At 71.9% G+C, this 25022-nt stretch carries 17 protein-coding genes; 7 read left to right on the plus strand and 10 right to left on the minus strand.

The window, feature by feature from the left end; all coding sequences use genetic code 11:
* Positions 1-14 precede the first annotated feature (14 nt).
* On the minus strand, positions 15-1802 hold the full coding sequence (locus ACESM1_RS17980) for a sodium:solute symporter family protein (RefSeq protein ID WP_372622385.1): 1788 nt from the start codon (positions 1800-1802) through the stop codon (positions 15-17).
* 1 nt (position 1803) lies between these two features.
* Positions 1804-2109, minus strand: a complete 306-nt coding sequence (locus tag ACESM1_RS17985) for a DUF4212 domain-containing protein (protein WP_372622387.1) — start codon at positions 2107-2109, stop codon at positions 1804-1806.
* Between the two features lie 154 nt (positions 2110-2263).
* Here ACESM1_RS17985 and ACESM1_RS17990 point away from each other — a divergent pair, with 154 nt between their 5' ends.
* A complete protein-coding gene (locus tag ACESM1_RS17990) occupies positions 2264-2872 on the plus strand; it encodes a hypothetical protein (RefSeq protein WP_372622389.1) in 609 nt (202 codons plus the stop codon).
* A gap of 159 nt (positions 2873-3031) precedes the next feature.
* Positions 3032-4465 carry a DUF294 nucleotidyltransferase-like domain-containing protein gene (locus tag ACESM1_RS17995; protein ID WP_372622390.1) on the plus strand — a complete coding sequence of 478 codons (1434 nt, stop codon included), beginning with the start codon at positions 3032-3034 and terminating at the stop codon, positions 4463-4465.
* A gap of 8 nt (positions 4466-4473) precedes the next feature.
* Here ACESM1_RS17995 and ACESM1_RS18000 read toward each other — a convergent pair whose 3' ends face one another.
* Together ACESM1_RS18000 and ACESM1_RS18005 are read right to left on the minus strand one after the other, a co-directional pair.
* Complete coding sequence (locus ACESM1_RS18000; protein WP_372622392.1) at positions 4474-5061, minus strand: GNAT family N-acetyltransferase; 588 nt, start codon at positions 5059-5061, stop codon at positions 4474-4476.
* A 63-nt stretch (positions 5062-5124) separates the two neighbouring features.
* Positions 5125-5817, minus strand: coding sequence for a PolC-type DNA polymerase III (locus ACESM1_RS18005; protein WP_372622393.1), 693 nt, complete (start codon positions 5815-5817; stop codon positions 5125-5127).
* A gap of 77 nt (positions 5818-5894) precedes the next feature.
* Between ACESM1_RS18005 and ACESM1_RS18010 the strand changes: the two genes are divergently transcribed.
* The 3 genes from ACESM1_RS18010 to ACESM1_RS18020 are packed head-to-tail and all read left to right on the plus strand — an operon-like array spanning position 5895 to position 10246.
* Complete coding sequence (locus ACESM1_RS18010; protein ID WP_372622395.1) at positions 5895-7799, plus strand: AMP-binding protein; 1905 nt, start codon at positions 5895-5897, stop codon at positions 7797-7799.
* A 5-nt stretch (positions 7800-7804) separates the two neighbouring features.
* The gene (locus ACESM1_RS18015) at positions 7805-8611 is read left to right on the plus strand and encodes an enoyl-CoA hydratase (protein WP_372622396.1); all 807 of its coding nucleotides are present in this window, start codon (positions 7805-7807) and stop codon (positions 8609-8611) included.
* A complete protein-coding gene (locus ACESM1_RS18020) occupies positions 8612-10246 on the plus strand; it encodes an acyl-CoA synthetase (RefSeq protein WP_372622398.1) in 1635 nt (544 codons plus the stop codon).
* 242 nt (positions 10247-10488) lie between these two features.
* On the opposite strand, the gene ACESM1_RS18025 is transcribed toward ACESM1_RS18020, so the two are convergent.
* The gene (locus ACESM1_RS18025) at positions 10489-12309 is read right to left on the minus strand and encodes an alpha/beta fold hydrolase (RefSeq protein WP_372622400.1); all 1821 of its coding nucleotides are present in this window, start codon (positions 12307-12309) and stop codon (positions 10489-10491) included.
* Between ACESM1_RS18025 and ACESM1_RS18030 the strand changes: the two genes are divergently transcribed.
* The gene (locus ACESM1_RS18030) at positions 12290-12967 is read left to right on the plus strand and encodes a DUF1194 domain-containing protein (RefSeq protein WP_372622402.1); all 678 of its coding nucleotides are present in this window, start codon (positions 12290-12292) and stop codon (positions 12965-12967) included. The two genes, ACESM1_RS18025 and ACESM1_RS18030, sit on opposite strands and share 20 nt — an antisense overlap.
* Before the next feature lie 59 nt (positions 12968-13026).
* Here the strand turns inward: ACESM1_RS18030 and ACESM1_RS18035 are convergent, their stop codons facing one another.
* The 4 genes from ACESM1_RS18035 to ACESM1_RS18050 all read right to left on the minus strand — a co-directional run bounded on the left by ACESM1_RS18035 (position 13027) and on the right by ACESM1_RS18050 (position 18606).
* A complete protein-coding gene (locus tag ACESM1_RS18035; protein WP_372622404.1) occupies positions 13027-13671 on the minus strand; it encodes a class II aldolase/adducin family protein in 645 nt (214 codons plus the stop codon).
* Between the two features lie 4 nt (positions 13672-13675).
* The gene (gene prfB / locus ACESM1_RS18040) at positions 13676-14806 is read right to left on the minus strand and encodes a peptide chain release factor 2 (RefSeq protein ID WP_372622406.1); all 1131 of its coding nucleotides are present in this window, start codon (positions 14804-14806) and stop codon (positions 13676-13678) included.
* A 9-nt stretch (positions 14807-14815) separates the two neighbouring features.
* Positions 14816-17392, minus strand: coding sequence for a penicillin-binding protein 1A (locus tag ACESM1_RS18045; RefSeq protein WP_372622407.1), 2577 nt, complete (start codon positions 17390-17392; stop codon positions 14816-14818).
* 95 nt (positions 17393-17487) lie between these two features.
* Positions 17488-18606: an N-acetylmuramoyl-L-alanine amidase gene (locus tag ACESM1_RS18050; protein WP_372622409.1), complete on the minus strand. Its 1119-nt coding sequence runs from the start codon at positions 18604-18606 to the stop codon at positions 17488-17490.
* A 772-nt stretch (positions 18607-19378) separates the two neighbouring features.
* Between ACESM1_RS18050 and ACESM1_RS18055 the strand changes: the two genes are divergently transcribed.
* Complete coding sequence (locus ACESM1_RS18055) at positions 19379-22459, plus strand: ribonuclease E/G (RefSeq protein ID WP_372622411.1); 3081 nt, start codon at positions 19379-19381, stop codon at positions 22457-22459.
* 180 nt (positions 22460-22639) lie between these two features.
* Here the strand turns inward: ACESM1_RS18055 and ACESM1_RS18060 are convergent, their stop codons facing one another.
* Complete coding sequence (locus tag ACESM1_RS18060; protein WP_372622413.1) at positions 22640-24952, minus strand: hypothetical protein; 2313 nt, start codon at positions 24950-24952, stop codon at positions 22640-22642.
* Between the last annotated feature and the right edge of the window lie 70 nt (positions 24953-25022).

Raw genomic sequence — 25022 nt, forward strand, 5'->3', positions numbered from 1 at the left:
GGCCGCGGCAGTGTTCAGTCGAGTGCCTTCTCGCCCGCCACCAACCGGACGCCGCCGCGCGGCGTGCGGATGCTGTCGATGAAGTCCTGCATGGACTTCGAGGGTGCGGCCGTCATCATGCTGACCACCCAGGTCACGATGAAGGCCGCCGGGATACCGAACAGGCCGCAGGAGATGTTGCGCACCCCGAACCAGAGCGGCATGCCGTAGTACTGCGTGCCGATCAGGTAGAACAGGCAGACGCCGTAGCCGGTAATCATGCCGGCGATGGCGCCCGCCGAGGTGGTGCGCTTCCACCAGACGCCCATCACCAGCGCCGGGAACAGCCCCGAGGCCGCGATGGAGAAGGCCCAGGCCACCATGGCCAGGATGCCCGCCGGGCGGGTGCTCGCGACCCAGGCGGCGATGATCGCCACGATGATCAGCAGGACACGCGCGACCACCAGGCGGCGCCTGGCATTCGCCTGCGGATCGATCATCCGGTAGTAGATATCGTGGCTGAGCGCGTTGGCGATGGCCAGCAGCAGGCCATCGGCGGTGGAGAGCGCTGCGGCCAGGCCGCCCGCCGCCACCAGGCCGGCGATCACATAGGGCAGGCCCGCGATCTCCGGCGTCGCCAGCACGATGGCGTCGGCGTTGATCACGAACTCCCGGAACTGCAGGATGCCGTCCGCATTGGCATCGGTCACCCGCACCAGGCCGATGTCGCTCCAGATGCCGACCCAGGCCGGCAGGCTCGCGATCGGGGAGCCGATCACGTTGGTGAACACTTCCAGCTTGGCGAAGGCCGCATAGGCCGGCGCGGTGAAGTAGAGCAGGAAGATAAAGAACAGGCTCCACGCCACGGATTTCCGCGCGTCGCGCACGGAGGGCGTGGTGAAGTAGCGCATCAGGATGTGCGGAAGCGAGGCGGTGCCCACCATCAGGCAGAAGATCAGCCCGAAGAAGTTGAGCGGATCATAGGTGGTGAACGGCGTGATGTGCGATGGCGCACCCGCCAAGGCCTCCTTCGTCGTGCGCAGCAGCTCGATCTGCTCGAGCGCCTGGCCGTACATCAGCTGCGGCACCGGCACGCCCGTCACCTTGAACGAGAGCAGCACGACCGGGATCAGGTAGGCGATGATCAGGATGATGTACTGCGCCACCTGGGTCCAGGTGACCGCGCGCATGCCGCCCAGCATCGAGCAGACCAGGATGCCCGCCAGGCCGACGAACACCGCGACCTCGAAGGAGATGCCGAGGAAGCGGGAGGCGATGATGCCGGTGCCGAAGATCTGCGCCACCACATAGGTGAAGGAGGCCGACATCAGCACGATCACGCCGCACAGCCGCGCGAAGTTGCCGCCGTAGCGCGCGCCGAGGAAGTCCGGCACGGTGTAGGCGCCGAACTTGCGCAGATAGGGCGCGAGCAGGATCGCCACCAGCACGTAGCCGCCGGTCCAGCCGAGCACGAAGGCCAGGCCGTCATAGCCGAGCAGGTACAGCGTGCCGGCCATGCCGATGAAGCTGGCCGCCGACATCCAGTCGGAGCCGGTCGCCATGCCGTTGTAGAAGGCCGGAACCCGCCGGCCCGCCACGTAGTATTCGGAAACCTGCGCGGTACGCGACAGGTAGCCGATCAGCGCATAGACGCCGATGGTGAGGAAGACGAACAGGTAGCCGATGATCCGGTTCGGCACCCCGAGCTGCTCGAGCAGGGCGAGCACCAGCACGAAGCCGGCGAAGCCACCGGTGTACCAGGCATAGATCCGGCCGAGGTTCGAGAGGAAGTCGCCGCTCTGCGGCTTGCTGGCGTCGGACATCTCACTCCTCCTCGACGCCGAATTCCTCGTCGATGGCGTTCTGGCGCCTCGCGAACCAGAACAGCATGACGACGAAGATGATCAGGCTGCCCTGCGCGGCCATGTAGAAGCCGACCGGGAAGCCGAAGATCCGGATCTCGTTGAGCGCGGTGGCGAAGAAGTGGATGCCGAAGCCGGCGACCAGCCAGATGACCAGCATTGTCCACATCAGCCCGGAGGTCTTGCTCCAGTAGGCATCCGCCGTTGCCTTGTCCACGGCGGGGCCGCCATCCCCCCGCTTCTCCTGCACGTCTCCCACAAGTGGCATACTGTCTCTCTCCCCATCACGGCCGCGCAGGGCCTTGCACGCGGCAGCTTCCACGTTCCGCCACGAATCGTGGCAGTGAATTTTTCTTCAGAACCGCCGCTATCATGCCCGAAGAAGCCGGCGCAACATGAACCGCGGGAGGTAAGGTTACGTAATGTCCATGCTGTTCTCGCGCCTGCTCGGCCGCGCCCGCCAGGCCGATCCGGCCGCGCTCGAGGCCTTCGTCGCCCGGCAATCCGCCTTCGTCACCCAGAAGACCGTGCTGGATTATTGCCGCGTGAAGACTGGCCGCGCCGAGCGCGAAGCCTTCGCCAACCCGGACTTCGCTGCCGCCCTGCTGCATTGCCGCTGGCAGACCTTCGCCGGCGCCGCGCTCGACGTGACCGCGATGGCCGAGGCCTGGCTGCGCCCCCATGCCCCGGGCCGCGAGGCGATGCTGGCGGAGGCGCTTGCCGCGATCGGCGGCGCCGTGCTCGATGCCGCCCCGGCGCCGGAGCCGGAGCGCGAGACGCTGGAGGCCGCGAAGCAGGGCCTGCTGCATCATCTCATGGTGCTCCAGGATGCGCCGCCGCTTTCCGCCGACCGGCTGCCGCTGCGGTGCGAGGCGCCGCTGCTCGCGACCATCCCGTTCCACCCGGACCAGCGGATCGGCGAGACGCCCTCGATCCGCGGCGCGCTGCGCTTCCACTTCGTCGCCACCCAGCAGGAGCTCGAGCGCGCCTTCGACGCGCCGGCGGTCACGGCGCGCCTGGTCCAGGGGTGACAGCCGCGTAACGGAAACGCCGCTGGCGGCGGCGGATGTGTTACAAGATTCTCCGCAGCGATGCAGATCTGGAGACGAATTAATGCTCGGCGGAGCCGCCCGGCACCGCTTGCGATGGGTCAACCGCTCCGCCGCGCAGCCATGGCAGACTGCATGTCCATGAGCCCGACCTCCGCCGCCGCCGCACTGCTCCGCCCCGCCTCCGGCGCGGTGGCGCCCGCGCCGCCCGCCCTGCCGCCCGAGACGCCGCTGACCCAGGCGCTCGCCGCCATGACCGCGGCGCGCGCCTCCTCGGTGCTGGCGGTGGATGCGGCGGGGCGGCCGATCGGCATCCTCACGGAGCAGGATGTCGCCCGCCGCGTGGCCTTCCGCATGCCGCCCGAGGCGCCGCTCGCCGCGGCAATGACCACGCCGGTGATCGGCTGCGCGGCGGAGCGGGGGCTGTGGCGCGCGGTGGCGCTGCTGCGCGCCCACCGGCTGCGCCACCTGCCGCTGCTGGACCGGGATGGCCGCTGCATCGGCATGCTGCACCGGGCGGAGGCGCTGGAGGCTTCCTCCGGCCTGATGCTGGCGCATCTCGATGCGCTGGCCGGCGATGATGCGGCGGTGAAGCAGGCGCAGGCCGGGCTCGCCACCGCGCTGCTGTCCGAGGGGCTGGATGCGGCGGAGGTCGTCGCGCTGGTCAGCGGCATCAATGCCGATCTGCATCGCCGCATCCTGGACCGCGCGATCGCCGCCGAGGCGGAGCCGCCGCCGGTGCCCTTCACCCTGCTGCTGATGGGCAGCCTCGGCCGCGGCGAGTCGCTGCTGCGGCCCGACCAGGACAACGGCTTCCTGCTGGCCGACTACGACGATGCCGAGCACGGCCGCGTGGATGCCTGGTTCCGCCGCGTCTCCGAGCGCTTCTGCCTGGCGTTGGCCGAGGCCGGCTTCACGCTCTGCAAGGGCGGCGTGATGGCGATGAACCCGCTGTGGCGGAAGACGCGCACGCAATGGCGCGACCAGCTGCGCCTCTGGGCGCGGAAGCGGCACGGCGCGGCGCTGCTCTTCGCCGACATCTTCCTCGATCTGCGCGCCGGCTGGGGCGAGGAGGCGCCGGCCGAGGCGCTGCGCGAACAGGCGATGGCGCTGCTGAAGGAGGAGCCGGCCTGGGGTGCGATGCTGGCGGCGCAGGATGCGCAGCTCAATGTCGGCCTCACCTTCTGGGGCGGCTTCACAGACGACGAGCCGGGGCCGGGCACGCGCACCGACCTCAAGCTGCACGGGCTGATGCCGCTGGTCGCCGCGGCGCGGCTGGCGGCGCTGCGCGCCGGCGTCCCCGACCCTGCCACGCCGGCGCGACTTGCCGGCCTGGCGGCGCGCGGCACCATCTCCGCGGCGGAGGCCGAGCGTCTGCGTGCCGGCTTTGCCATGCTGCTCGATGCCGTGCTGCGCCAGCAGCTGGCCGATCTCGCCGCCGGCCTGCCGCCAGGGAACCTGGTGGACACCGCGGCGCTGCCGCCGGCGCAACGCGCGGCGTTGAAGGACGGGCTGAAGGCGATCCGCGGCTTCTCCCGGACCGCGGCCGCCGAATTGACCGGGCGGGTGTGGTGAGCACCGCCTCAGCCGGAGGCGGCCACCGGCCGCGCCAGCAGGACGGCGTCGCCATCGGCATAGTGGAGCGTCGGGTGCGGCACCACCGGCCGGCGGGCGATCTCCCGGTAGCCGAGCCGCCGGTAGAGCCGCATCGCAGCGGCGTTCTGCTCGAAGCAGATGAGGCTGACGCGCGGCAGGCCGAGATCGCGTGCCCGCGCCACCGCCGCCGCCATCAGCCGCGTCCCGATGCCATGCCCGCGATGCTGCGGGAACAGCGCCACGCCGGAGACATAGAGGCTGCCGGGGTCCTCGAGCTCGCTGTAGGGACGCAGCACCGGATCGGCCTCCGGCGGTGCGTCCGGGGTGTGCTCCATCGGGAAGCTGTGCAGCATCCCCGCCACCTCTCCGCCCCGCTCCGCGATCAGGCAGTTCTGGTAGGAGAAGGCCACGTCCTCCCGCGCGTAGCGCCGCGCGCCGACGGCGATCAGATCCTCATCCGGGCCGGCCAGGCGGCTCCAGATATAGGCGGCGAGTCCGTCGGAGGAGATCAGGAAGAGCGCCGCTATGGCTTGGCTGTCCGCCTTCGTCGCGGGGCGGAGCGTACTGTCCTGCATCGGGTCGTTCCTCCTGCCATGGTGCCTTGCGGGGCGGCCGGGCCGGGTCGCGGCCTCCTGTGGTCAGAAATGCCGTGCGTGCTCGGCGATGCGCTCCGCCATGCGGGTGCGCAGCGCGAGTTCGGGCAGGTCCACGACGCCGCGCGCCGAGGCGCGGGCGAGCAGCGACATCCACAGCGCCGCCGTCGCCCGCGCATCGCCGAGCGCCCGGTGGCGATGCTCGATCACCAGCCCGGCGCGGCCGCACAGCCCGTCGAGCGAGATGTCGGGCTCGCGCGGATCGAGCCAGCGGGCCAGCAGCATCGAGCACATGGCGGGGTTCGGCAGCCGTGGCGCGCCGCGCTCCGCGGCGGCCGCGAGCGCGGTCAGGTCGAAGGCGGCGTTGTGCGCCACCAGCACGGCGCCGGCGGCGAAGTCCCGGAAGGCGGCCAGGGCCTCCGGCACGGTCGGCGCGCCGGCGACCATGGCGTCGGTGATGCCGTGATAGCGGGTGGAGACGGGCGGGATCTTCCGGCCGGGATGGACGAGCATGTCGAAGCTGCCCACCTCCGTGCCGGTCTCCAGCCGCACTGCGCCGATCTGCACGATGGCGTCATCGAGGCTCGGCCTGAGGCCGGTGGTTTCGAGATCGAATACGACGTAGCACTGCGCATCCAGCGGGCCGGCCGGCAGCGGTTCGGGCGCCGGCGCGGTCTCCGGCCCGACCCGGACCGAGACGAAGACGGACCGCCAGGACTGCCAGATACCTCCCGCCATGGGGCGGAGGATGGCACACTCGGTTGCAACAGCGGAAGCGGCAAGCGCCGCCGCCGCGCCACGGAGGACGGCCAGCGATGGACGCGAACACCGGCAGCAGTCGCTACGACGAGGTCTATGCCGCGTGGAAGGCGGATCCCTCGGCCTTCTGGCGCCGCGCCGCGCGCGCCATCGACTGGACCGTCGCGCCGAAGACGGTGTTCGATCCCAAGCGCGGCGTCTATGGCCGCTGGTTCCCGGATGGCGAGCTGAACACCTGCTGGAACGCGCTGGACCGCCATGTCGGCGCCGGGCGCGGCGCGCAGCCGGCGATCATCTGGGACAGCCCGATCACCGGGCGCAGCGCGGTGCTGAGCTATGCACAGCTGCTGGACCGGGTTGCACGCGTCGCCGGCGCGCTGTCCGCGCGCGGGGTCGGCAAGGGTGATCGCGTCATCGTCTACATGCCGATGGTGCCGGAAGCTGCCATCGCCATGCTGGCCTGCGCACGGCTTGGTGCGGTGCATTCGGTGGTGTTCGGCGGCTTCGCGGCGGCGGAGCTGGCGGCGCGCATCGCCGATGCCAAGCCGAAGGCGGTGCTGAGCGCGAGTTGCGGGATCGAGCCCGGCCGCATCGTGAAATACAAGCCGTTGCTGGACGCGGCGATCTCGCTCTCCCCGCACAAGCCGGATTTCTGCCTGATCCTGCAGCGGCCCGAACAGCCCTGCGATCTCACCCCCGACCGCGACACCGATTTCCTGCAAGCCGAGGCCGAGGCGCCGCACCAGCCCTGCGAGCCGGTGGCGGCGACCGATCCGCTCTACATCCTCTACACCTCCGGCACGACGGGGGCGCCGAAGGGCATCGTGCGCGACAATGGCGGGCACGCCGTGGCGCTGATGAACTCGATGTCCATGCTTTACGGCCTGAAGGCCGGCGACGTGATGTGGACGGCCTCCGATGTCGGCTGGGTGGTGGGCCATTCCTACATCGTCTACGGCCCGCTGCTCGCGGGCTGCACCAGCGTCCTCTACGAGGGCAAGCCGGTGGGCACGCCGGATGCCGGCGCCTTCTGGCGGGTTGCGTCGCAGCACGGCGTGAAGGTGCTGTTCACCGCGCCCACCGCGCTGCGCGCGATCAAGAAGGAGGATCCGGAAGGCAGCTTCGTCGCACGGCACGACCTCTCGAAGCTGGAAGCGCTTTTCCTCGCCGGCGAGCGGTGCGATCCGCCGACGGCGGAATGGGTCAGCGCGCTACTGAAGAAGCCGGTGATCGACCATTGGTGGCAGACCGAGACGGGCTGGACCATCACCGGCAATTTCCGCGGCCTCGGCCTGTTCCCCGCGCGCTTCGGTTCCGGCGGCAAGCCGGCGCCCGGCTACGATCTGCGCGTGCTGGACGAAGGCGGGCAGGAGGTGCCGCGCGGGCAGATCGGCACGCTGGCGGTGAAGCTGCCGCTGCCGCCGTCCTGCCTGCCGACCCTGTGGCATGCCGACGACCGGTTCCGCAGCGCCTATCTCGAAACCTTCCCGGGCCACTACAACACCTCCGATGCGGGAATGGTGGATGCGGATGGCTATGTCTGGGTGATGAGCCGCACCGACGACATCATCAACGTCGCCGGCCATCGCCTTTCCACCGGCGCCATGGAGGAGGTGCTGGCGGCGCATCCGGACGTGGCGGAATGCGCGGTGGTCGGCGTGAAGGACTCGCTGAAGGGCCAGGCGCCGATCGGCCTGGTGGTGCTGAAGGCCAGCGTGCACCGCGCCGAGTCCGACATCGCGAAGGAACTCGTCGCGATGGTGCGCGACCGCATCGGCCCCGTCGCGGCCTTCAAGGATGCCCGCGTCGTGGCACGCCTTCCCAAGACGCGGTCGGGCAAGATCCTGCGGGGGACGATCCGCAGGATCGCCGATGGCGAGACCTATGCGGTGCCGCCGACGATTGATGATCCGCTGATCCTCGACGAGATCGGTGATGTGCTGAAGGCTGCGGAGAAATAGCGCCCATGCCCGATGGAACGTCCCCCCTGCTGCTGCGCGCCGACACCGATGGCGGCGTCACCACGCTGACGCTGAACCGCGCGGCCTCGCGCAACGCGCTCTCCTTCGCGATGCTCGGCGCGCTGCAGGAATCGCTGGCGCAGGTGGCGACGGATGCGCGCGTGCGCGTGGTGATCCTGGCGGCCGAGGGCCCGGTGTTCAGCGCCGGCCACGATTTGCGCGAGATCACCGCGCATCGCGCCGACGCCGATGCCGGCCGCGGCTTCTTCGACGCGGCGATGACGCGCTGCGCGCAGGTGATGCAGGCGATCGTCGGGCTGCCGCAGCCGGTGATCGCGCAGGTGCAGGGCGTGGCCACCGCCGCCGGCTGCCAGCTGGTCGCCACCTGCGATCTCGCCGTCGCCTCCGACCAGGCGCGCTTCTGCACGCCGGGTGTGGATATCGGCCTGTTCTGCTCGACGCCCGCGGTCGCGCTGTCCCGCGCCGTGCCGGCGAAGCCCGCGATGGAGATGCTGCTCACCGGCGAGATGATCGGCGCCGAACACGCCGAGCGCATCGGCCTGGTCAACCGCGTGGTGCCGCACGAGGAACTCGCCGCCGCGACGATGGAACTCGCCGCCCGCATCGCCGCGCGCAGCGCGCATACGGTGCGGGTTGGCAAGGCGGCGTTCCACCGGCAGCGTGGCCTGAAGCTGGATGAAGCCTATGCGCTGACCGCTGCCGTGATGACCGAGAACCTGATGGCCGAGGACGCGATCGAGGGCATCGGCGCCTTCCTCGGCAAGCGCAAGCCCGTGTGGAGAGACCGCTAGATGGCCGCCGCCGATTACGACGCCCTGCCGCGCGTCCCCGCCAACCACCAGCCGCTGACGCCGCTGCTGTTCCTGGAACGCACGGCGCAGGTCTTCCCCGACCATACCGCCGTGGTGCATGGCGCATTGCGCCGCAGCTATCGCGAACTGCGCGACCGCTGCGTGAAGCTCGCTCATGCGCTGGCGCAGGCCGGCATCGGCCGCGGCGATACGGTGGCGGCCCTGCTGCCCAACACGCCGGCCATGCTCGAATGCCATTACGGCGTGCCGATGACCGGTGGCGTGCTGAACACGCTCAACACGCGGCTGGATGCGGCGACGATCGCCTATTGCCTCGACCACGGCGAGGCGAAGGCGGTGATCGTGGATCGCGAGTTGGTGCCGCTGGTGCGCCTCGCACTGACGCAATGCAAGGCTGCGCCGCGGGTGATCGAGGTGGATGACCCGGAGGCCTCCGATGCCGCGCGTGCCAACCGGCTGGACGGCGCCACCGACTACGAGGCGTTCATCGCGACGGGTGACGCGGTCTGGCCCTGGGTGATGCCCGGCGACGAATGGGACGCGATCACGCTGAACTACACCTCCGGCACCACCGGGCGTCCGAAGGGCGTGGTGTACCACCATCGCGGCGCGCAGTTGCTCGCCATCGGCAATGTGCTGAGCGCCGGCATGGGCAAGCACCCCGTCTATCTCTGGACGCTGCCGATGTTCCACTGCAACGGCTGGTGCTTCCCCTGGACCGTCACCGCGCAGGCCGGCGTGCATGTCTGCCTGCGCGCCGTGCGCGGCGCCGACATGTGGCGGCTGATGGCGTCCGAAGGCGTAACCCACATGTGCGGCGCGCCCATTGTCATGTCCGCGCTGCTGGCGACGCCGGCGGAGGAGAAGCGGCCACTGCCGCATCAGGTGCAGTTCGTCGTCGCCGGCGCGCCGCCGCCCGAGGCGGTGCTCGCCGCGATGAAGGAGGCCGGCTTCGCCGTCTGCCACGTCTATGGCCTGACCGAGGTGTACGGCCCGGCCGTGGTCAACGAGTGGCACGCCGCGTGGAACGCGAAGCCCGCCGGCGAGCAGGCCGGGCTGATGGCGCGCCAGGGTGTGCGCTACCTCGCGCTGGAAGGCCTCGAGGTGATGGACCCCGAGACGATGGCGAAGGTGCCCGCCGATGGCGCGACCATGGGCGAGGTGATGATGCGCGGCAACGTGGTGATGAAGGGCTACCTGAAGGATGCCGAGGCCACGGCCAAGGCCTTCGCCGGCGGCTGGTTCCACACCGGCGACCTCGCCGTGGCCTGTCCCGACGGCTACATCCAGCTGAAGGACCGCTCGAAGGACATCATCATCTCGGGCGGCGAGAACATCAGCTCGATCGAGGTGGAGGATGCGCTCTACAGGCATCCCGCCGTTGCTGTCGCCGCCGTGGTGGCGAAGCCCGACGAGAAATGGGGCGAGACGCCCTGCGCCTTCGTCGAGCTCCGCCCCGGCATGACCGCGACGGCTGAGGAGCTGATCGCCCACTGCAAGCAGCACCTGGCCGGCTACAAGGTACCGCGGCACGTGGTCTTCGACGAGCTGCCGAAGACCAGCACCGGCAAGATCCAGAAGCATGTCCTGCGAACGAAGGCGAAGGGCGGCTGAGGAATTTTCATCTTGCGTTCTGCACCTGTCCGGCCCCAGGCTCGGTCATCCGAAACCAACTGAAAGGAGGTGATCCAGTGTCTCATTGCTCTTCGGCCGACGCCGTGTCCGCGGCCTGGATCATCGCCATCGCCACAGCGAGGGCGAGTCACTAGGCCTGCCGCGGCGAAAGCCACCGGCAATGCGGAAGGCCCGGCGGAGCGATCCGCCGGGCCTTCTTCACGTTCAGGGGTCGCCGCGCGCTACCCCGCGATGAGCACGACCCAGCTTCCGGGAAGGCCCGGGAAGCTCCGCTCCCCCAGTTGCACGAAGCGCAGTCCCGAGCCGGCGACCAGGTCGCGCACCGTGGATGTCACAAGTACCTGCCCGGGAGCCGCCGCCTTGGCGACATGCGCCGCAATGCGGAAGGCCACCCCCTCCAGCTTGCCGTCGCGCAGCTCGCATTCGCCTGTATGCACGCCGACCCGGGCCTGCATGCCCGAGGCCCGCAGCGCCTCGATGATCGCGCGGGCGCAGCGGACCGCGCGGGCAGGTCCGTCGAAGATGACGGTCCACGGCGCGTTGCCGCCTGCGCCGACCTCCCGCCCGCGGTGCAGGGCGATCTGCCGCCGCAGCACGCCGGCGGAGGCGGCCTCGTCCGCTTCCGATCCCGGTTCGGCGATCAGGATGGTGGCAAGCACCCGGTCGCGGTCTGGCCCGACCTCCGCCTCGTTGATGAAGGCACGCAGCGTGTCGCAAAGGATCTGCGTGTCGGACGCCCACAAGGCGTGATCCCGGCCCGGCAGTTCGAGATAGCGCGCCCTCGGAATGAGTCCCGCGAGGTGGCGCCCATGCTCAACATTCACGGCTATGTCACCCGTGCGATGCACCACCAGCGTAGGCACCGCGATGCTCGGCAGCACATGACGGACGTCGATGTCGAAGTTCATCCGCGCCAGGGTGATGGCCGCGCCGGGACTCGCCGCGGCGCGGTCGAGACGCCCACGCCAGGCGCGATAGGCCGGATCGCCGGCGATGCTCGGCGCGAACAGGTCCACCGAGTGGCCGCTGCCCCATTTCTCCTCGATGATCCGGACGTTCGTCGCCAGCTGCTCGGCGGTGCGGCCCCAGGGATGGTCAGGCGCCCAGGCGATGCGGGCCATCACACCGCACAGCATCAGGGATCGCACGCGCTCGGGATGGGTGGCGGCGAAGAGAATGCTCATCGGTCCGCCCTCCGAGCAGCCGAGCAGGACGGCGCGCTGCGAACCTGCGGCGTCCATCACTGCCCGCACGTCGTCCATCCGCTCCTCCAGAGTCGGCAGGCCGCTCACCCGGTCGGACAGGCCGGTGCCGCGCTTGTCGAAGCGGATCAGCCGGCAGAAGGAGGAGAGCTGCTCGAAGAAGCGGGCCGGGCGGGGGTCTTCCCATTCCAGCTCCAGATGCGTGACATAGCCCTGCACGAAGACCACATCGACAGGTCCTTCGCCGGTGACCTGGTAGGCAATGTGGATGGCGCCGCTGCGGGCATAGCGCGTTTCCGGCACGACGCGCCCGGCTGGCGCCAGCGCGGGTTCCGGCGCTGCCGCTTCCGGCCGGGCGGGCTCACCCGGCGTGCCCGTCAGCAGGTATCCCCGCCGCGGCACTGTCCGCAGGGTCCTGTGTTCCGTGTCGCCGATGGCGCGGCGGATGTCCACGATGCACTGGGTGAGGACGTCGTCGGTCACCGCGGCGTCGTTCCAGACAGAAGCCATGATCTCGCCGCGGGACACCACTCGGCCAAGGTTCTGCGCCAAGAGGCGCAGCACGGCGAAGGAGCGTGGGCGCAACTCCACGAAGGCGCCGTCGGCGGTGCGGAGCGAATCGGAGACGAGATCCACCACGAACCCGGCCGGTAGAACGCACGCCCTTTGCTGCGCAGGTGAGACAAGTCGCATGTCGGCAGGCCCCTTGCGTCTGGAGCCTAAACGGTTTCGGACTTCACGCACAATTTTTCGGAAGACGCTCAGGACGCCACGCGGTCGCGTCACGCAGGATCCCCCGGCCGAAGCGTTGGAGATACCCGTGCGCCGCCCGAGCCTCATCGAAGTCCCGCGCGCCATGCGGCACAACCGACTGTCACGCGTCATCCCGGCGACTGGGCCGGAGGTTTCGCTCGATGTGCTGCTGGTTGTCGCTATCGACGCGTCGGGCAGCCTGAGTGAAGAGCGGCTGATGCTGCAGCGCGAAGGGCATGCGCGGGCGTTGCGAAGCCCGGCTTTCCTCGAGGCGGTATCGACGGGTCTTCACGGCCGAGTCGGCATAACCGCCGTTGAATGGTCGCACCGGCAGGACCAGATCTTGCCATGGGCCGTGATCGAGGATGCCGGCAGCGCCGCGCAATTCGCCGAGGCCCTGATGCGGGCGCCCCGGCCCATGCCCGGCTACACTGCGATCGGCGCGGCGATCGATTTCTCGGTCGATCTGCTCGCCCGGGCGCCGCATGCCGCTGCGCGCCGCATCATCGACATCTCGGGAAACGGCCCCAACAACGATGGGCGCTCTGCCGCCGAGGCGCGGGACGACGCGGTGGCCGCAGGCGTCACGGTGAACGGCCTGCCGATCCTGGATGCCCATCGGAACCTGGACGCCTATTTCGCACAGAGCGTCATCGGCGGACCGCGCGCCTTCATGGTGGTGGCCCGCGACGCCGCCAGCTTCTCGCAAGCCATCCTGCGCAAGCTGGTCGCCGAGATTGCATAGCCCTGTCCGCGGCGCTGCGGCCCGGCCCTCTTCCGGCTTGCGTCAGCCGGCGGGCTACATCAGGCGGGCCGCCCGTAGCCCTTCAGCTGCGCGGCAGCGTCGGCGAGCTCGGCCGTGTCCAGCAGCACCGGGTCGAGCCGCGCCGCCAGAAGGTCGAGATATTGCCCAGCCAGGTTCTCCACCTCCCGCGCCAGCGCCACCGCATCGGCGAGCGACGCGCCGAGGGCGACGACGCCGTGATTCGGCAGCAGCGTCGCGCGCAGCTCGGCACCGAGCACGGCGACGCAGGCCTGCGCCAATTCCTCGGTGCCGAAGGTGGCATGCGTGGCGCAGGGAATGCCGAGGCGGCCGCCCGCACCGGCCAGGGTGATCATGTAGTGCAACGGCGGGATCGGCCGCCGCGCGCAGGAGAGGGCGGTGGCGCGCGGCGAATGCGTGTGCACCGCCGCCTGAGCATCCGGCCGCGCGCGGTAGATCGCCGCATGCAGGCGCCATTCGGAGGACGGACGCCCGTTGGTTAGCGGTGCGCCATCGGGCGCGCATTCCACCAGATCGGACTCGGTCATCGCCGCGTAGGCCAGGCCGGAGGGCGTGATGACGAAGCCGTCCCGCGTGCGCAGCGAAAGATTGCCGGACTTCTGCGGCATGTAGCCCGCCGCATCCAACGCCCGCGCTGCCTCCACAAGGGCTGCGCGGTCGGTCACGCGGCTACTGCGCCTGCGCGCTGGCGTCGGAGCGCGTCGTCCCTACCCGCAGCGCCAGCGCCGCGGCCATGAATTCGTCGAGGTCGCCGTCCAGCACCGCCGCGGGGTTGCCCTTCTCCACGCCGGTCCGCAGGTCCTTCACCATCTGATAGGGCTGCAACACGTAGGACCGGATCTGGTGGCCCCAGCCGATGTCGGTCTTGCCGGCCTCGGTGGCGGCGTTGATCGCCTCGCGCTTCGACAGTTCCAGCTCGTAGAGACGCGCCTTCAGCATGTCCAGCGCGATGGCGCGGTTGCGGTGCTGGCTGCGGTCCTGGGTGCTCGCGACCACGATGCCGGTCGGGATGTGGGTGAAGCGCACCCCGGATTCCGTCTTGTTCACGTGCTGGCCGCCGGCGCCGGAGGCACGGAAGGTATCGGTCTTCAGGTCGGCCGGGTTGACCTCGATCTGGATGCGGTCGTCGATCACGGGATAGACGTACACGGAGGCGAAGCTGGTCTGCCGCCGTGCGGCGGCGTCGAAGGGGCTGATGCGGACCAGCCGGTGCACGCCGGTCTCGGTCTTCAGCCAGCCATAGGCATTGGGGCCGCTGACCTGGATCGTGGCGCTCTTCACGCCCGCCTGCTCGCCCTCGCTCTGCTCGGTCATCGTGACCTTGTAGCCGTGCGACTCCGCCCAGCGGCTGTACATGCGCAGCAGCATCTCGGCCCAGTCCTGCGCCTCGGTGCCGCCGGCGCCGGCATTCACCTCGACGTAGCAGTCATTCGCATCCGCCTCGCCCGAGAGCAGGCTTTCGATCTCGCGGCGCTTGAGCTCGGCGGCGAAGCCCTTGAGGTCGGCCACCGCGGCATCGGCCGTCGCGGCATCGCCCTCGGCCTCGGCGAGCTCGATCAGCTCCAGCGCGTCGGCGACGTCCTTCTCCAGCTTCTGCACGCCCTCGAGCTGCGAGGCGAGCCGGTTGCGCTCGCGCATCACCGTCTGGGCCTCGTCGGCCTTGTTCCAGAGCTCGGGGTCCTCGGCGCGCGCATTCAGCTCGGCCAGCCGCACCAGGGCGGCGTCCCAGTCGAGGTGGCGGCGGAGCAGCGCAATGCTCTCCGCGATCTCGGTCTTCAGGGTCTCGGCATCAGCGCGCATGGTGGCGGCTCAGTACAAACCCCCGAGTCCGCTGTCGAGGCCGGCGGCGGCCGCCCCGGTGCCGCCCGCGAAGGGATCCATCTGTCCGCGCCCGCTGGTGTCGCTTCCCGGGCGGAAGGCTTCCAGCAGCGTCCCGCCATTCTCCAGCGGCACCCGCACCAGCGCGGTGCCGGCGGGGGCGCGGAAGGGCAGCGGCGGGCTGCCCTCCAGCGCCGAGGCCATGACGTCGCGGAAGATCGGCGCGGCGTTGGTGCCGCCGGTCTCCCGCTCGCCGAGCGAGCGCGGCTCATCGAAGCCGACCCAGACGGCGACCACGAGATCGGGCGTGAAGCCGACGAACCAGTTGTCCTTGTAGTCGTCGGTGGTGCCGGTCTTGCCGGCGACCGGGCGGTTCAACCCGGCGCCGGCGCGGGTGCCGGTGCCGCGCTGCACCACGCCCTGCAGCAGACTCACCATCTGGTAGGCGGCGACCGGATCGGCGATCTGGCGCAGTTCCGAGGTCAGCTCGGGCGGGCCGGCGGCCGGATCGGTGGTCGCGCAGGCCGCGCAGCGGCGCATGTCGGTGCGCCAGACCAGCCGGCCGTGGCGGTCCTGCACGGTGTCGATCAGCGTCGGCGTCACCTGGCGCCCGCCATTGACGAAGCCGGCATAGGCCGCGGCCTGGCGCAGCACCGTGGTTTCCCCGGCGCCGAGCGACATCGCCAGGACGCGCGGCATGTTGTCGATCACGCCGAAGCGCGCCGCGGTATCCGCCACGGCGTCCATGCCGACCTGCTGCGCGAGGCGGACGGTGACCAGGTTGAGGCTGCGCTCCAGCGCGTTGCGCATGGTCACCCAGCCCTGCGGCGCGCCGCCGCCGTAATTCCCCGGCCGCCACATGCCCTGCGGCGTCATGATCTCCACCGGCGCATCGAGCAGCAGCTGGTTCGGCGGGATGCCCGCCTCCAGCGCCGGCAGGTACACGAACGGCTTGAAGGAGGAGCCGGGCTGGCGCTGCGCCTGGCTGGCACGATTGAACCAGGACCGCTCGAAGGACCAGCCGCCGACCATTGCCAGCACCCGGCCGTTGTTGGGGTCGAGCGCGACCACCGCGCCCTCGACCTCCGGCACCTGGCGCAGGCCAAGCCGCTCCGGGCGGGCCGGCGTGCGGCCCTGCGCCGGCGTGGCGGGCAGGTCCTCCACCATCACCACGTCGCCGACGGACAGCACCTCCTGCAGGCGGCGCGGCGCCGGGCCGAGGCGGCCATCCTCCCGCACGGGGCGAGCCCAGGGCGAGACCTCGTCGAACGGCAGGGTGCCGGTGCGCGGCTGCGGCGCGGCGCCGGAGTCGGGCCGCTCGACCCAGGCGAGGCGCGCTTCCCGGTCGCGCACCTCCAGCACCACGGCAAGCCGCCACCCGGCCAGCATGCCGGGCGGGCGCTGCACCTCGGCGAGCGCGGGCATCCATTCGGTGGCGGCGGCGGGAATCTGCGCCACCGGGCCACGCCAGCCGCCGCGGCGGCGATCATACTCGCTGAGCCCGCGGCGAAGCGCGCGCTCCGCCTCGGCCTGCAGGGTGGGCTCGAGCGAGGTGCGCACCACCAGCCCGCCCATGGTGGTCTGGTCGGCGCCGAAGCGGGACACCAGCTCGCGCCGCACCTCCTCGGTGAAGTGCTGGCCGACCGCGACCAGGTCCGGCCGGCGGCTCGGCCGCGGGACGATGGGCTCGGCCTTGGCGGCCTCGGCCTCGGCGCGGGTGATGTGGCCATCATCGGCCATGCGTTCGATCACCCAGTCGCGGCGGGCCCGGGCGGCTTCGGGGAAGCGCAGCGGGTTGTAGTTGTTCGGCGCCTTCGGCAGCGCGGCGAGGAAGGCCGCCTCGCCCAGCGTCAGGTCGTCCAGCGACTTGTTGAAATAGCCCTGCGCCGCGGCAGCCACGCCATAGGCCTGCAAGCCGAGGAAGATCTCGTTCAGGTAGATCTCCAGGATGCGTGCCTTGGGCATCGCCTGCTCGATGCGCAGCGCCAGGATCGCCTCCCGCACCTTGCGGGTCAGCGTGCGGTCGTTGCCGACCAGCATGTTCTTGGCGACCTGCTGGGTGATGGTGGAGGCGCCGATTGGCCGGCGCCCGCCGGCGAGCAGCTCGACATTGGTCACCACGGCACGCAGCACCGCCACCGGGTCCACGCCCGGATGGCTCCAGAAATTCTGATCCTCGGCGGAGACGAAGGCCTGCTGCACGCGGCGCGGGATCGCCTCGATCGGCACGAAGACCCGGCGCTCCTGGGCGAGCTCGGCCATCAGCCGGCTGTCGCCGGCGTAGATCCGGCTCATCTGCGGCGGCTGGTAATCGGCCAGCCAGGCATGGTCGGGCAGCTCCGCCTCGGCCGAGCGGTAGAGCGCCCAGCCCGCCCCGGCGGCGGCCAGGCCGCCGGTCACCGCGAGGATCAGGCCGAGCTTCACCAGGAAGCGCAGCGTGCCGAACAGGCGGCGGCGCGGCGGCTTCGGGGGCTGCGGCTTCCGGTTGCGGCGGGAAGGTCGCGAAGCGGCGCCGGCCGGGCGCTGCCCGACCATGCGTTCCTCCGCGCGGAGCTCAGGGGTATCCATGCGGCTTCCTTACACCACTCCCGACGCCCGCACACAGGCCCCACCTGCGCGTGGCAAGCGCGAGCACGTCGCTAGCGCAGCATATCGGGGCGCGCTCAACCGGTTGCCAGGACCTCGGCCGTTCGTGCGCGGGCGAGCCAGCCGCCGATCGCGCGCGAGAGCGCCCGGGCCAGCTTCGCCCGATGGTCGGGCCGGCGCAGCGCCGCCTCGTCCTGCGCATGGGAGAGGAAGCCGAGCTCCACCAGCACCGAGGGGATCTCCGGCGCCTTCAGCACCACGAAGCCGGCCTGGCGGTGGGTGTTGGGCAGCAGCGGCACCTGCCCGCCGAGTTCCTGCACCACCATCTCCGCCATCCGCGCGCTGCCCGCCCTTGTCTCGGCCCGCATCAGCGAGAGCAGGATCGCCTGCACCTCCGGCGAGACCGATGGCAGGCGCAGCCCGCCGGCGCGGTCGGAGTCGTTCTCCCGCCGGGCGAGCGCGGTGGAAAAGGCGTCGGTGCTGTCGCCCAGCGTATAGACGCTGGCGCCGCGCGCGCCGGGCGCGCTGTCGGCATGCAGGGAGACGAACAGCGCCGCCTCCCGCCTTCGGGCGAAGGTGACCCGGTCGTTGAGCGGGATGAAGCGGTCGCCGGTGCGCGTCATCGCCACGCGGCAGCGCCCGGTCGCCTCCAGCTGCCGGCGCAGCTCCTGCGCGGCGGCGAGCACGATGGTCTTCTCCCGCGTGCCCTTCACGCCGATCGCGCCGGGGTCGCGCCCGCCATGGCCGGGATCGAGCACCACCAGCGGCAGGCCGGCGGTGCCGCCGCCCTGCGCCAGCACGGTCTTCGCGGCGGCGGCGCGGTTGAAGGCGGCGGCGGGGCCGGGGGCGATCTCCACCACCAGCTGGCCGGGCTGGCCGGTGGCGCGCGTCACCTGCACGGGGCCGGTGAGGTCCAGCACCAACTGGCCGCGGCTGTTGCGCATGACGCTGACCGGGCCGGCGCCGGCCGTGCGCGCGGGGCCGCGCCAGCGCGAGCCGGGGAAGTCGATCAGCAGGCGGTTGGGCCGCACCAGGGCGCGGATGCGCCAGCGCTCGCCCGCGGCGAGCGCAACGGTCAGCCGCGCGCCCCTGCCCTCCGCCGTCAGGGTGGCGGTGGTGGCGGCGTCGGCCGCGCGCGGCGGCGGCAGCATGGCGAAGGCGAGCAGCAGGCTCGCCAGTCCGCGGCGGCGGAGCATGGCGAAGGGTCCCCCTGATCCGGCGGCCACCCCCGCGGCCCCGGCGAGGCGAGCCAATAGCACATGCCGACCGGGGCTTGCCAGGAAAGCCTCCCACCGCGGTTGAACCCGACGTGAGCGCCGGCACGAGCCTGTCACGCAGCGCCTTGTGGAGCGGGGGCCGTGCAACTATGGTGAGTTGCCCCGGCGGCGACGCCGTCGGCAGGGTTGTTCTGGTTTTGCGTGGCCGCCCGGCCCCGCATCCGGCCGCAGAGTGCGGCGGGCGGTGGCGGGGCCGGCCTCAGTCCTGGCATGGGACGGGCATTGTGCCCGCCTCGCGTTTCGTCAGGTGCCGCGAGCCCCTCCCCGCCGGCGCGGAGCGCGCGCGACACGCCCCTTCCCTGGCCATTTCCGCCCGGGCCCGGGGCATGACCGACGCCCGCCGCCCGCCCGACCGCGCCTGCGATCGGCGCCCCTGGACCGCGACCCGTACGATTCCGTGCGGCTGCGCGGGCGGGGCCGCCGCCCGGAGGGCTTCGGGGCATCGCGAGGCGCATCCGCCGGACCGGCGGTGCGACGGCCATGGCACATGTGCAGGCCCCGCCCCCGCCTGGTCCAGAGACCCCACCAGGGCCGCGCCCCCGCCGCATGCGGGGCGCCGGTCCGCCGAGAAGAGGATCGGGCGTCGCCGCATGGTCACCTGCCAGCCGCGCCGCCGCCGCTTCCCGGGCCCCGCCACCCATCTCCGCCGCAGCCCGGCCATCAGTCGCTGCGGCGCGGAGTTTCCGCTTCCATGACCAAGCGCATGCTGATCGACGCATCCCACCCCGAAGAGACGCGGGTGGCGGTGCTGGACGGCAACCGGCTCGAAGCCTTCGACATCGAGTCCGCCAACCGCCTGCCGCTGAAGGGCAACATCTACCTGGCCCGCGTGGTGCGGGTGGAGCCCAGCCTGCAGGCCGCCTTCGTCGAATACGGCGGCAATCGCCACGGCTTCCTGGCCTTCGGCGAGATCCACCCCGACTACTACCAGATCCCCATCGCCGACCGGCAGCGCCTGCTGGAGGCGCAGCGCGCCGAGGCGGAGGAGGAACGCCGCCGCGAGGAGGCCGAGGACGCCGCCCGCGCCAATGACGGCGCCCTGAACGACGCCATCGAGGCCGCCATCGCAGAGGCACCCGCCGGCGACGAGGAGAGCGCCACCGAAGAGGGCGGCGCACCGCTTCCCGCCGCCGCCGACACCACCGAGGAAACGCCCGCCGCGCGTATCGTCACCCTCGAGGCCGAGGCCGCGGAGGCGCCCGTCCCGCATGAGGGCGTGCCGGTCGCCGAGTCGTCGCCCCTGCCGCCCGAGGGCGTCCGCTCCGCCGCGTCGGAGCCGGCCGCCGAGCCGAACGCCGAGGGCGAGGACCACTTGCCGGGCGAGGCCGCCGCGACCGAGGACTCGCCGCGCGACACCAACCGTGCCGGTGATGGCGAGACCCGCAGCGAGGACAGCGATGGCGGCGACGGCGAGCCCGGCCTGCCGCCGGAGACGGTCGGCGGCACCACCGAGGACGAGATGCGCGAGCGCCGCATCCCGCCGAAGTTCCTCCGCAACTACAAGATCCAGGAAGTCATCAAGCGCCGGCAGATCATGCTGGTGCAGGTCGTCAAGGAGGAGCGCGGCACCAAGGGCGCGGCGCTGACCACCTACATCTCGCTGGCCGGCCGCTTTTCCGTGCTGATGCCGAACAGCCCGCGCGGCGGCGGCGTCTCCCGCAAGATCACCTCGACGGCGGACCGCAAGCGCCTGCGGGAAGTGATCGACGACCTCGCGCTGCCGGAGGGCATGAGCCTGATCGTGCGCACCGCCGGCGCGCAGCGGCCGAAGCCCGAGATCAGGAAGGATTGCGAATACCTGCTGCGGCTGTGGGACGGCATCCGCGAACGCACCTTCGCGAGCAGCGCGCCGGCGCTGATCTACGAGGAAGCCGATCTCATCAAGCGCTCGATCCGCGACACCTACGGCAAGGATGTCGAGGAAGTGCTGGTGGACGGCGAGGACGCCTATCAGGAAGCGCGCGAGTTCATGCGCATGCTGATGCCCGCGCACGCCAACAAGGTGCGGACGCCGCGCGACGGCATCCCGTTGTTCGCCAAGCACGGCGTCGATTCGCAGCTGGAGCAGATGCACAACCCGACGGTGCAGCTCAAGTCCGGCGGCTACATCGTCATCAACCAGACCGAGGCGCTGGTCGCCATCGACGTGAACTCCGGCCGCGCGACGCGTGACCGGCACATCGAGGACACCGCGCTGCGCACCAACCTCGAGGCCGCCGACGAGGTGGCGCGCCAGCTTCGGCTGCGCGACCTGGCGGGCCTGATCGTCATCGACTTCATCGACATGGAGTCGTCCAAGCATGACGGCATGGTGGAGCGACGCCTCAAGGAAGCGCTGAAGCTCGACCGCGCACGCATCCAGGTCGGCCGGATCAGCCATTTCGGCCTACTGGAGATGTCGCGCCAGCGGCTGCGCCCCTCGCTGGTCGAGCACGCCTTCATCACCTGCCCGCATTGCAGCGGCCGTGGCCTGGTGCGGAGCGTGGAGAGCAGCGGCCTCGCCGTGCTGCGCGCCATCGAGGAGGAGGGCGCGAAGCGCCGCGCCGCGGAGATCGTGGTGCATGTCGCCACGCCGCTGGCCTTCTGGCTGCTCAACCGCAAGCGCGAGCGGCTGGCCATGATCGAGGAGCGGTTCGGCATGTCCGTGCTGTTCCAGGCCGACGACACGCTGATCCCGCCGGCGCTGCGCATCGAGCGCACGCGGGCGCAGAACCCGGATGCCGTCGCCGAGCGCCCCGCCGCGCTGCGCATGGACTACGCGCCGGAGCCGGAGGAGGCAGAGGAGGACGAGGCCGAGCCCATGGCCGAGCCCGTGGGGGCGCCAGCCGCCCGCGCCGAGGCCGAGCCGCGGGCCGAGCCCCGGGCCGATGCCGAGGGTGACGCCCAGGGCCGCGGCCGCCGTCGCCGTCGGCGTCGTCGCGGCCGCCGCGAGGGCGGCGAGGCGCTGCCCGGCGAGGCCACCACCGAGGAGGGCGAGGAGGAGGACGAGGCCGAGGAGGCCGAGGCCGGCGCCACCGAGTCGCAGGCCGAAGCCGTGGCCGAGGCGGGTACGGATGCCGAGGCCGAGGGCGAGCCGGAGGCCGAAGCCACCGATGCCGATGGCGCCGAGGAGGCGCGTCGCCGCCGCCGCGGTCGTCGCGGCGGGCGTCGCCGGCGTCCGGACGGCGAGTCCGGCGCCGAGGCGGCCGAGGGCCAGCCCGCGGCGCCGCCCGCTGCGCCGCCCGCCACGCCGATGGCCGCGCCGGTCGCCCATATGCCGCAGCCGCGCCGCGCGCCGACACCGGCCGATCCCTTCGCGGGCCAGATGGATGAGATCCTGATGGCAATGGAGGCGGCCGAGCAGCAGGCCGCGGAGCGCGCCACCCGCAGCCGACGCGCCCCGCCGCCGGAGCCGGTCGAGCCCGCGCCGGCCGCATCGCCCGTGGAGCATCCCGCCGAGATGGCCGCCGCGCCGTCCCAGGTGGCTGCGCCGATGGCGGAGCTGGCGTCCGCGCCGGTCGCCGCGGAACCGCCGGCGCCGGAGGCACCCATGGCCGAGGCGCCGCAGGCCGCAGCGCCTTCGCCGGCTGTGCCCGTGGCGGAGATCGTGGTGGCCGAACCGCCCGCCGCGGCCTTGCCGGACCAGGAAACCCCGCCCGCCGCGCCACCTGCCCCGCCTGCCGGGCAAGTGCCCCCGGCCGAGCCGGTGATCGGGCAGCCGGTCGCCCCGATCGTGCTCGGCGCCGAGGGCCCGGCGGAACTGCCGCGCAAGCGCGGCTGGTGGCGGAAATAGGCGACTTCGCCGAATCGCAGGGCGCGGCCGGAAGGTCGCGCCCGCAGGGCGGCTGATACGCGCGGCGTCGGTCGTTGACCGATGCCAGGGCCGCGGATGCTGGCGCGTCAGGCCGAAGGCGTGCCTCCGGCACGCGTCCGAGGGCAGAAGAAAGAAATTATTCCTTGCGCCGGGAGGCGCTCACTCCCGGGCCGGATGCAGCTGGGGCGGCGGCGCCGAGTTCCAGGTGTCGCGCACCAGGTTGTTCATGAAGAACTCGTCGCGCGGAAACATGTCGGTCAGCGGCGCCGGGCCGCGCGGCGTTGCCGGGCTCCAGACCAGCGACTCGCCCGCGACCTGCTGCGCGATCCCGGCCGCCTGCTCGTGGTTCCCGTGGGTGAGGCGGGCGAGCAGCTCCGGCTCCGCCAGCCGCCGTAGCAGCCGCGCGCGCGCATCCGGGATCGGCCGGTCGCTGCCGATCAGCACGTTGAGCGGCCGCAGCATCACGGCATGCGGGAAGACCGCGACGAAGGTCTCCACCACCGACCAGCTCGGCGCCCACTGCACCGCAAGGCCACCGGGCGCCAGGCGGGACCGCACCAGCTCCAGATACTCGCGGCTGTAGAGCAGGCCGCTATGCGAGGTCTGCGGGTAGATCGCATCCGCCTGGATCACGTCCCAGGAACCGGGCGCGCTGCGCGCGAGCGCGCGGCGCCCGTCGCCCGCCTCCAGCCGGATGCGCGGATCGGCCAGCAAGGGCGCCACGGGGCCGTCGGGCTGGAGTGCCGCGTGTCGCCGCAGCACGCCGAGGATCGGCGCGACCAGCTCCACCGCGCTGATCTCCTCCAGCTCCCGCACCGCGGCCGAGCCCCAGGGCGTGCCGCCGCTGCCGACGCCGACGGCGAAGAGGCGCCGCGGCGCCGGGTGCAGCAGCGGACCCGCAGCGCCAAGGATCAGGTGCTCGGAGAGGAAGGGAATGGTGGCCTGGGTGTGGCCCATGATGAAGAAGGGGCCCCACATCGACTCGCTGCCGCGCTTCGCGCCGGCGCGCCAGAAGGCGACGCCGGAGCGGTCCTCCCCCCAGGCATGCTCGGTGCCCGGCGCCAGCCCATGCGCGCGGCGCCAGAAGGTCGCGTTGTCCGGCAGCAGCGCCAGCACCGCCGCGCAGCCCGCCGCCGCCGCCAGCGCCGGCCCGCGCCCGGCCCAGCCGCCGCCGCGCGACCAGAAAACCCAGCCGAGCGCCAGCAGCAGCGAGACGCCGCCGATCAGCGCCAGCGTCCCCGCCGTGCCGAGCAGGTGCAGCGCCACCAGCCCGGTCACCACCGATCCCGCGGCATTGCCGAGGATGTTCGCCAGCTGCACCCAGCCGACCCGCGCGCCGACCTGCGCCAGGTCCCGCTGCACGGCGCGTTGCACGAAGGGAAAGGTCATGCCGATCAGGAAGGAGGGCGGCCCGACCACCACGACGACGAGCGCCAGCGACATCAGGAAGGCCCGCCCGCCCAGCCGCCAGTAGTCCGGCAGCAGCACGGCGAAGGGCCGGTGCGGCAGCACCCACCACAGCGCCAGCAGCAGTGCCGCGGCCAGCACGAAGCCGCCCGACTGGGCCAGGAAGAAGGCCGGCCTCGGATCGCGCAGCCGTCGCACCAGCCGCGACGCCACCGCGATGCCGAGCCCGTCCGCCAGCAGGAACACCCCCAGCACGGTCGGGAAGAGATAGGCGTGGAACTGCCCGACCTGCCCGAGCACGCGCACCCAGACGATCTCGAGCGCAACGATCACATAGCCCGAGAGGAAGACCAGGAAGCACCACAGCGGCAGGCCGCCCGCATCGGCCGCGGGCGCCTGCACCGATCCCCGGGGCCCCACCGCGGCCGCGCCCAGGGAGGCCGGCTCCGCGGCTGCCGGCGCGCCCGCCCGGCGCAGCCGCGGCACCAGGCTCAGCGCCAGCGCCGCCGCGCTGAGGTCGAGCACCGCCGCGACCCCCAGCGCACCGGTGAAGCCGACCGTGCCGAGCACGACCCAGCCCCCCGCCAGCGCGCCGAGCCCGGCGCCCAGCGTGTTCAGCCCGTAGAGCCAGCCCACCCGCTCCGCCACGCTGTCGAGCGTGGTGGCGACGGCGCGCGCGATCAGCGGCAGCGAGGCGCCCATCAGCGTCGTCGGCACCACCAGCCCGGCGAAGCACAGCGCGAAGATCGCCGCCGGGCTGTCCACCACGCCGGCCAGCCGCACCGCCAGCAGGTCGTAGAGGAAGGGCTTCGACAGCAGCGCAAACACGGCCACCAGCGCCTCGCACGCCACGAAGCCGAGCAGGGCGGTGGCCGGCGCCAGCCGGTCGGCGATGCGCGCGCCGATCAGGCTGCCGAGTCCGAGCCCGCCCAGGAAGGCACCGACCACCAGCGCGGCGGAGATGGTGTCCGAGCCCGCGAAGATGCCGAGCATGCGCTGCCAGGCGATCTGGCAGAGCAAGGCGCCGAAGCCCGAGCAGAAGAAGGCGACCGACAGGCGCAGCATGGCAGGGCCCCCCGGGCCAGCGGCAAGGGCGTCACGGGCCCGTTGCGCGATCCTAACGGCCGCAATCCAT

The sequence above is a fragment of the Falsiroseomonas sp. genome (genome assembly GCF_041690465.1).
Lineage (GTDB): Bacteria > Pseudomonadota > Alphaproteobacteria > Acetobacterales > Acetobacteraceae > Falsiroseomonas.

What these genes read in the sequence shown, in the direction of transcription:
- ACESM1_RS17980 (WP_372622385.1), bottom strand. Translation starts at nt 1,802, where the DNA reads ATGTCCGACGCCAGCAAGCCGCAGAGCGGCGACTTCCTCTCGAACCTC.
- ACESM1_RS17985 (WP_372622387.1), bottom strand. Translation starts at nt 2,109, where the DNA reads ATGCCACTTGTGGGAGACGTGCAGGAGAAGCGGGGGGATGGCGGCCCC.
- ACESM1_RS17990 (WP_372622389.1), top strand. Translation starts at nt 2,264, where the DNA reads ATGTCCATGCTGTTCTCGCGCCTGCTCGGCCGCGCCCGCCAGGCCGAT.
- ACESM1_RS17995 (WP_372622390.1), top strand. Translation starts at nt 3,032, where the DNA reads ATGAGCCCGACCTCCGCCGCCGCCGCACTGCTCCGCCCCGCCTCCGGC.
- ACESM1_RS18000 (WP_372622392.1), bottom strand. Translation starts at nt 5,061, where the DNA reads ATGCAGGACAGTACGCTCCGCCCCGCGACGAAGGCGGACAGCCAAGCC.
- ACESM1_RS18005 (WP_372622393.1), bottom strand. Translation starts at nt 5,817, where the DNA reads ATGGCGGGAGGTATCTGGCAGTCCTGGCGGTCCGTCTTCGTCTCGGTC.
- ACESM1_RS18010 (WP_372622395.1), top strand. Translation starts at nt 5,895, where the DNA reads ATGGACGCGAACACCGGCAGCAGTCGCTACGACGAGGTCTATGCCGCG.
- ACESM1_RS18015 (WP_372622396.1), top strand. Translation starts at nt 7,805, where the DNA reads ATGCCCGATGGAACGTCCCCCCTGCTGCTGCGCGCCGACACCGATGGC.
- ACESM1_RS18020 (WP_372622398.1), top strand. Translation starts at nt 8,612, where the DNA reads ATGGCCGCCGCCGATTACGACGCCCTGCCGCGCGTCCCCGCCAACCAC.
- ACESM1_RS18025 (WP_372622400.1), bottom strand. Translation starts at nt 12,309, where the DNA reads ATGAGGCTCGGGCGGCGCACGGGTATCTCCAACGCTTCGGCCGGGGGA.
- prfB (WP_372622406.1), bottom strand. Translation starts at nt 14,806, where the DNA reads ATGCGCGCTGATGCCGAGACCCTGAAGACCGAGATCGCGGAGAGCATT.
- ACESM1_RS18045 (WP_372622407.1), bottom strand. Translation starts at nt 17,392, where the DNA reads ATGGATACCCCTGAGCTCCGCGCGGAGGAACGCATGGTCGGGCAGCGC.
- ACESM1_RS18050 (WP_372622409.1), bottom strand. Translation starts at nt 18,606, where the DNA reads ATGCTCCGCCGCCGCGGACTGGCGAGCCTGCTGCTCGCCTTCGCCATG.
- ACESM1_RS18055 (WP_372622411.1), top strand. Translation starts at nt 19,379, where the DNA reads ATGACCAAGCGCATGCTGATCGACGCATCCCACCCCGAAGAGACGCGG.
- ACESM1_RS18060 (WP_372622413.1), bottom strand. Translation starts at nt 24,952, where the DNA reads ATGCTGCGCCTGTCGGTCGCCTTCTTCTGCTCGGGCTTCGGCGCCTTG.